Origin of the sequence: uncultured Anaerococcus sp., assembly GCF_947253225.1 — a bacterium.
GTDB lineage: Bacteria > Bacillota > Clostridia > Tissierellales > Peptoniphilaceae > Anaerococcus.
The window spans coordinates 1-7,262 of record NZ_CAMXYR010000065.1; the positions used below are offsets into that span (position 1 = coordinate 1).

Annotated in this window: 6 protein-coding genes and 1 pseudogene; 4 read left to right on the forward strand and 3 right to left on the reverse strand. The window is 39.4% G+C overall.

What is annotated here, in order from left to right:
* The 3 genes and pseudogenes from Q0W95_RS06860 to Q0W95_RS06870 form a co-directional block, all read left to right on the forward strand.
* A pseudogene (locus tag Q0W95_RS06860) lies at nucleotides 1-1,895 on the forward strand (hypothetical protein); the annotation flags it as partial.
* A gap of 253 nt (nucleotides 1,896-2,148) precedes the next feature.
* Nucleotides 2,149-2,529 carry a helix-turn-helix transcriptional regulator gene (locus Q0W95_RS06865; protein ID WP_297791204.1) on the forward strand — a complete coding sequence of 127 codons (381 nt, stop codon included), beginning with the start codon at nucleotides 2,149-2,151 and terminating at the stop codon, nucleotides 2,527-2,529.
* The gene (locus tag Q0W95_RS06870; RefSeq protein ID WP_297791205.1) at nucleotides 2,529-3,071 is read left to right on the forward strand and encodes an ImmA/IrrE family metallo-endopeptidase; all 543 of its coding nucleotides are present in this window, start codon (nucleotides 2,529-2,531) and stop codon (nucleotides 3,069-3,071) included. Before Q0W95_RS06865 ends, Q0W95_RS06870 begins: the two co-directional genes overlap by 1 nt.
* Before the next feature lie 160 nt (nucleotides 3,072-3,231).
* Here the strand turns inward: Q0W95_RS06870 and Q0W95_RS06875 are convergent, their stop codons facing one another.
* Genes Q0W95_RS06875 through Q0W95_RS06885 form a run of 3 tightly spaced genes read right to left on the reverse strand, consistent with a single transcriptional unit; the run spans nucleotide 3,232 to nucleotide 6,012 of the window.
* A complete protein-coding gene (locus Q0W95_RS06875; protein ID WP_297791207.1) occupies nucleotides 3,232-4,971 on the reverse strand; it encodes a phosphoenolpyruvate carboxykinase in 1,740 nt (579 codons plus the stop codon).
* A gap of 44 nt (nucleotides 4,972-5,015) precedes the next feature.
* Nucleotides 5,016-5,336 (reverse strand): AzlD domain-containing protein, encoded by a 321-nt coding sequence (locus Q0W95_RS06880; protein ID WP_297791209.1) that lies wholly within the window; start codon nucleotides 5,334-5,336, stop codon nucleotides 5,016-5,018.
* Nucleotides 5,329-6,012: an AzlC family ABC transporter permease gene (locus Q0W95_RS06885; protein ID WP_297791211.1), complete on the reverse strand. Its 684-nt coding sequence runs from the start codon at nucleotides 6,010-6,012 to the stop codon at nucleotides 5,329-5,331. Before Q0W95_RS06885 ends, Q0W95_RS06880 begins: the two co-directional genes overlap by 8 nt.
* Nucleotides 6,013-6,130: 118 nt before the next feature.
* Between Q0W95_RS06885 and Q0W95_RS06890 the strand changes: the two genes are divergently transcribed.
* Nucleotides 6,131-7,262, forward strand: a 1,132-nt coding sequence (locus Q0W95_RS06890; protein WP_297791213.1) for an FAD-dependent protein, incomplete at its 3' end; no start/stop codon positions are given.

Below are 7,262 nucleotides of genomic sequence, written 5' to 3' on the forward strand. Positions count from 1 at the left end.
ATGGAGTAGACGACGATAAAGAAAAAGAAAAGGGAACAGATCCTAAAGACCCTAACTCAAAACCAGCAATTACTAAAGTTGATACTTCAAAGGTAAAACCAGTTGATCCTACAGATGAAAAACAAGGAACTGGCGTTATCGTAGAAAATCCAGATAAGGATACAAAAGTATCTGCTAAGGATGAGGATGGAAAAGATATCCCAGTAGTAATCAATGATAAGACTGGCGAAATCGAAGTAACTCCAGGAGAAAAAGTAGATGGACCTATCAATGTTGTTGTAGAAGATCCAGACCTACCTGGTGGAAAAGTTAATGTAGAAGTACCTGTAAATGGTCACGAAAAGGGCAGAGATGACAACAAAGATGGTCATCCAGGCGAAGGTGATACCTACATCACAGGAAAAGTTACACCAGTAGACCCAACTGATGAAGAGCAAAAAACTGGTCTAGTTGTTAAAAATGCTGATAAGGATACAGAAGTATCTGCCAAAGATGAAGACGGAAAAGATATTCCAGTTAGAATCGATGAAAATGGTAATATAGTTGTTACTCCAGGCACCAAAGTAGATGGACCAATCAAGGTAACTGTAAAAGATAAAGACCTACCAAATGGTGAGCAAACCTTCGATGTTCCTGTAAAAGGACACGAAGCTGGAAGAGATGACAACCATACAGATACTAGAATAAACGATAAAAACAAGAAACCAGTAAATCCTACAAATGAAAAACAAGGAACTGGCGTTATCGTAGAAAATGCTGATAAGGATACAAAAGTATCTGCTAAGGATGAGGATGGAAAAGATATCCAAGTAGTTATCAATGATAAGACTGGAGAAATCGAAGTAACTCCTGGCACGGATGTGGACGGTCCTATCACAGTAACAGTTGAGGATAAAGACCTTGATGGTGGCAAAGCTGATATTGAAATTGAAGTAAAAGACCACAAGAAAGGCCAAGACGATAACGGTTCTGACAAGAAGATTGCAGATAAGGTAGATCCAACTGTTCCTAAGAAAACTGGTGTAAAAGATCCTAACAAGCTAACTGACAAGGAAAAGAAAGAAGTTGAAGATAAGGTTAATGATGCCAACAAGGATAAGTTCCCAGAAGGAACTAAGGTAGTTGTAGACGATAAGGGTAAGGCAACAATCACCTATCCAGACGAGTCAACAGATACTATCCCAGCTGAAGATCTTATATTCCAATACAAGAAGGGCGACGCTCTAATTGAAGATAGACCAGAAATGCCAATTTCTGACCTAATCGATCCAACAATTCCTAAGACAACAGAAGTTAAGGATAAAGACAAACTTACTGATGAAGAAAAAGGAAAAGTTAAGAAGGCAGTAGAAGATGCCAACAAGGATAAGTTCCCAGAAGGAACTAAGGTTGACGTAGACGATAAGGGTAAGGCAACAATCACCTACCCAGATTGTTCTAAAGATACTATTCCTGCTGATAAGCTTGTAAAACAAGCTGACAAGAAGGTAGAGCTAACAGAAGCTGAAAAGAACGTAGTTGTTACACCAAAAGACAAAACTGGTGTAGTTGACAAAAACAACTTAACTGATAAGGAAAGAAAAGAAGTAGCTGAAAAAGTGAAAAAAGTAAATCCTGCTGTAGTTGAAGTTCAAGTAGACAAAAAAGGTAATGCAACCCTAATCTACAGCGATGGATCAGAAAACACCATCCCAGCAGATAAGCTAATCTATCAACTTGGTAAGCAAGTAGCAGTACCAGGCAAAAACGCTAAGGCAAGTGCAAAATCTGGTAAAGATTCTAAGAAAAGCACAAATGTTAAAACTGGTGTAGGCTCACTAAGCGGAGTATTTGCAACAATTGCTGCAGCCGCAAGTGCCCTATTTGCTACAAAGAAAAAAGAAGATGAAGAATAAGTCGATATATAGACGACTTGTCCTAAGAAAGATCCAAGCCTAGGCTTGGGTCTTTTTTCTTGAGAAATTATAGAGGTGATGGGCTTTTGGAATTATATAAGGAAAGGCTAACCATGAAATCTGGAAAATTATAAAATTTCAAGAAGAAAATTCATAGCTTTGCTTGTAAGAATTTGTGGATGAGCTAAGGCTTACCCTTGCAGATTATAGACGATTAACGTATAATTAGACAATAAACGACCAAGGAGGGGCCATGCCATTTGCTAAGAAATTGAAAGATTTGAGAGAGAGAAAAAACCTAAGTCAGGAAGAGCTTGCCAAGCTTTGTCAAGTGTCCACTAAGACCATTTCTCGCTATGAGCTTGGTCAGTCCAAGCCTCGCTACAGAAAGACCTACGACCTTTTGGCAAAACACTTATCAACTAGCCACGACTACTTGGTAACTGATGATGAAGAATATGTAAGGACTTCGAGAAGCAGTATGGATATGGCTGATGCCACAAATGCTCAGGATATGGTGGATGGGGTAATAGGTCTTATGGCAGGTGGGAGTATTGATGAAAAAGACAAGAGAGTCATCCTCGATGCAATCACAGAGGCCTTTTACCTATCCAAAAAGTCAGAAGGTAAATAATGGGAATCTCTTACGATATAATATATAAAAAATCTAAGGAAATAATAAAAAGGCACAAGACTAGAGAGCCCAAGCAAATCCTAGAAGATCTAGGAGTCTATCTCATAGCCTTCAAAGAGCCAACCAAGCTTTTGGGGATGTATAAGATAGTCAATGGCAAAGACTTTGTCTTTTACAATCCCTTTGTAGATACGAGAATCCAGACTATGGTCTTTGCTCACGAACTCGGCCATCACCTCTTCCACCACGACCTTGCAGAAGATGGGATGTTAGAATACCAAATTTTTGATATCACTTCAGAAATGGAGCTTGAGGCAAACATCTTCGCAGCCCACCTTCTTCTCGATGAAAATTCTATACTCGATGATGTAATGCAGGGTTATACCTACGACCAGCTGGCTAGAATTTATGAAGTAAACTCCAATCTAATTATCCTAAAATTAAACGAAATGAATAGGCTGGGTATGCCAGTAAGAAAACAACTTCCATCCAAGTCCACATTCTTTAGAGAGATAGACGGAAGAAATTCCTATAATTATTAAATTTTGAAAAGTTCTATGGGAAAGGAAGTTTTATGAAGCTTATTTTAGGGGAAGCTTTTTTGGACAAGAGGAAAATTTTGCTAAGCTCATGGAGTTTGAGTTGGTTATGGGATAGAAAAACTCCTAGTACTAGGGATTACAATGTACTAGGAGTTTTGTATTACAAACTTTTGATTATTTCAAAGAGTTCTCGTGCTGATTTTTTTGGACCTTCTGTTTCCATATTGGCTATGGCAAGTTGGGTTCTGATTGTGCCGACTTTGATTTTGTCTTTGAAGAGCCTGTCGAAGTAAGTTTCGATTAGCTCGTTACACATTTCTTGTTTTTGGAAAGGACCGAAGGGGTTGGCGAAGTAGGACTTGACTAGGCCTTCTTCTGTTGTTGTTCCCTTAGCCATCCTTGCCCCTGCTTTGAATACTTGGATGGCTTTATCTTTGTCGGTAAAGAGGCTTATTGATTTATAGGAATCTTCTAGCTTGTCGTAGTTGTTGGCATAGAGGAAGAAGTCGACCTTGTAGCCTGCCATGATTTGCTTGTGGTCAGCTACTGGCATGATGAGCCTTGCGTTTACCTTGTCAGGGTTCATGAAAATTGACCTATCTATTTGTTTGAAGGCGTAGCCTGAGTCGAGGTCGTCGAGTCTTACGAAGGCTCCGATTTCCGTTCCGTAGGCGTAGACGCTGTCGTTTTTCATTCTAAAAGATCCCATATCGTCAAAGATTACTGTCATATCACGGATGTATTCTTTGGCGAGGAAGCGGAAGGCTTCGATTGATTCGCTCTTGCCTGCTCCAGAGTCTCCGAGGATTACTATGTTGGCAGTTTTGCCATTTTGTAAAACTATGTTGACTCCGGCTCCATGGATTGGAAGGTAGCCCTTTTTCATGGATATGATATTGTTTAGGGTTAGGCACATTTTCTTGAGGTATCCGAAGTAGTCCTTTTTGTCGGCGAAGTTACAATAGCCTATGAAGAGGTTGTTTTCCTTATCTTCATAGAAGATATCGAGGTCTCTGTCATCCTTTACTCCAAAGAGATATATGCCATCGGGTTTGCTTGTGGCGACTTCGTCCTCATCTGCTAGTTCAAAGAGGTTAGAGGCTGAGATGCCGTGGGTGATGTAGTCTTGGTGGAAGTAGACATAGATTAAGTTATCTGCAACCTTGGCAGGGTAGCAGAGGTATTCGTCTGTGTCGATGTCTATATTAGCTATTGGGTTTTCATAGACTTCTTTGAAGAAACCATCTCTCTTATTGGACTTGGTATAGGTGATGTAGGGGGTTTCAATCATAACCTTGGTGATGTAGGGAATATCGTTTAGCCACATCAAGTAGTCTGGATAGGCTATGGTCGATTTTCTTACTATAACTGAGGAATTGGCACCAGCTGGAACTTGTCTAAAGACTTTTTGAACCTTGCCAGTGATTGAAACTTCCACTTTCCTGTAGATCTCAAGTATCATATCCTTTAGTTTGATGTTAGAACCTAAGAAGTTTTCTACTTCAAGACCTTCCTTGTCGGAATTTTTCTCAATTAGGGAGTATCTTTCTAGCTTTCTCCAGTAGTCATACATATCCTCAACAATCCTAAGGAGGGCATCACGTTCCTTATCGAGGTCGTGGTACTTGTTGATTTTTTCGCTAATTTCTGGGAGAGTCATTACTGTTAGAATTTTTGTTATATCCCTGATTTCTTCTGCAAGACTATCTATGTTGCTTGACCTGAAGAATTTTTCTAGGTAGGAATAAATTCTGGTGTTATTTTCCTTGTGAAAGCCTACAAAAGACTTGAGGACTTCATAGAAGCCGTCACTTCTTAGCAGGTCATCAGTGTTATTGAAAAAGGCCTTGGAAAAGTTTAGGATGGCCTTGTTGTTTGATATTGAAATTTCTTTGTTCATATTAACTCCTAAGTATTCATTTCTTTTATTACTTTACCGTAATTTTAAATAAATACTATTTGAACTAGGAGCATATAGACTATTGTTCCTACAGAAATTGATAGAAAAAGTTTGTTAAACTTGGCATGAAGGATGATAACTGTAAGGGATGCTAGAATCTCACAGAGTCCAAAAGGATAGGAGAAAGGATCGATTGCCCTAAGACCAAAGACTACAAGCAGGGGCATAAGAGCAAAGGGTAAGTATCTGCCAAAGTATTTGACAAGGTCGGGTAGGCTTCTTTTTGTAAAGAAAAGAAAGGGAACAGACCTGATAAGAAATGTTGTTAGGGCAGATGCTGCCAAAATTATGATTATTCTATTCATTATAATCTTCCACCTTTCCACGAAGTCCTACAAGACTTGCCACTATCAAGACAAGGGCAGGAATCATAAATTTTTCTCTACCAAAGAAGAAAAGAGATATGACTGAGGCCACAAAACCAATAGCCATGGGTCTATGGTTTCTCGTTGCCTTGTATTGTTCAACCAAGAGCACTAAGAAAAGTGCAGTAAGGACGAAGTCCATACCTAGGGTGTTGAAGGTTATAAGACCTCCAAGGAGGGCTCCTACATAGGAAGCAAGGGCCCAGACTAGGTAATTGATAATACCGATTGCTAGAAAGAAATCTCCCTTATCTACATTTTTGGGTGGTTTGATTGAAGTATCGAGAGCAAAAGTTTCATCTGAGAGGGTCAGGATAAAAAGGAATTTACTCCTTGAATTTTTAAATTCTTTAAGCAAGGACAAGCCATAGAACATCATCCTAATATTTACCGAGAGGGTAAGGATTATGATTGCGATTATGGTGATGTCTGATTTCAATAGGGGTAGTAGGACAAATTGCATACTTCCAGCATAGACTGTGAGGGAAAGGATTGGGGCAAGAATTGGCCTGTAGCCTTCTTGACTTACCATGATTCCAAAAGTTACACCCAAAAGTACATAGCCGATTATAACAGGAATCGTGTAGGGAAATGCTTTTTTAAATGCTTCTTTCATAATATCTCCTTATAAATTATCTACATTCTATCACAAGTTTGTTAAAAATTAAATAATAGTTTAATAACTTGCATTAAACTTGTATAATATAATAGGCTAATTATGTAAAGGAGTAAGTATGAAAAATTATGATATCGTTGTTGTAGGAGCAGGAGCGGCGGGAGCTTTTCTTGCTTACGAGCTAACGAAGTTAAAGACTGACAAGAAGGTTTTAATCCTTGACGGGGGCAGGCGAGTAGCAAATAGAACTTGTCCCATCACAGAAGGCAAGGTAGACCATTGTATAGGCTGTAAGCCTTGCAACATCATGTACGGCTTTGGTGGGGCGGGTACTCTATCAGACGGCAAGTACAACATCACAACTAACTTTGGAGGAGACCTTCACGAATACATAGGCGAAAAGAAAGCCATGGAGTTAATGGAATATGTGGATGAGGTTCTTATGGACTTTGACGGAGGAGATGACCTAGAGTTATACTCAACTGACAAAAACGACCTAAAGACCAAGTGCCTCCGCCATGACCTCCACTTATTATCAGCCAAGGTTCGTCACTTTGGAACTGATAGAAACAAGGTAATCCTTCAAAGAATTTACGACTATGTTAAAGAAACAATTGACTTTGAATTTAACACAATGGTTGAGAAAGTGGACTTTGAGGATGGCAAGTACATTATCCACACCAAGGATGAAAGCTACAGGGCAGATGACCTTGTTCTTGCAGCAGGTAGGTCAGGCTCTAAGTGGATAGCAGATGTGTGTGATAAGTTTGAAGTAGGCCTTAAAAGAAACAGAGTCGATATAGGGGTGAGGGTAGAAGTTCCAGCTGAAGTCTTTAAGCACATCACAGATGATGTCTATGAGGCAAAAATCATGTATCAAACCAAGCAATACAATGATGTGGTAAGAACTTTCTGTATGAACCCTTATGGCCATGTGGTAACAGAAAATACCAATGGCATCCTAACTGTTAATGGTCATTCATTTACAGACCCAAAGCTTCAATCAGAAAACACCAACTTCGCCCTCCTTGTAACCAACAAGTTTACAGAGCCTTTCGAGGATTCGAATGAATATGGAGAATCAATAGCTAGATTATCAAATATGCTAGGTGGAGGAGTTTTGATGCAAAGATTTGGAGACCTTATCAAGGGACGACGTTCCTCAGAAAGAAGAATGGCTAAGTCTTTCACCCACCCAACCTTGAATGCAACAGCAGGAGATCTATCTCTTGTAATGCCAAAAAGACAAC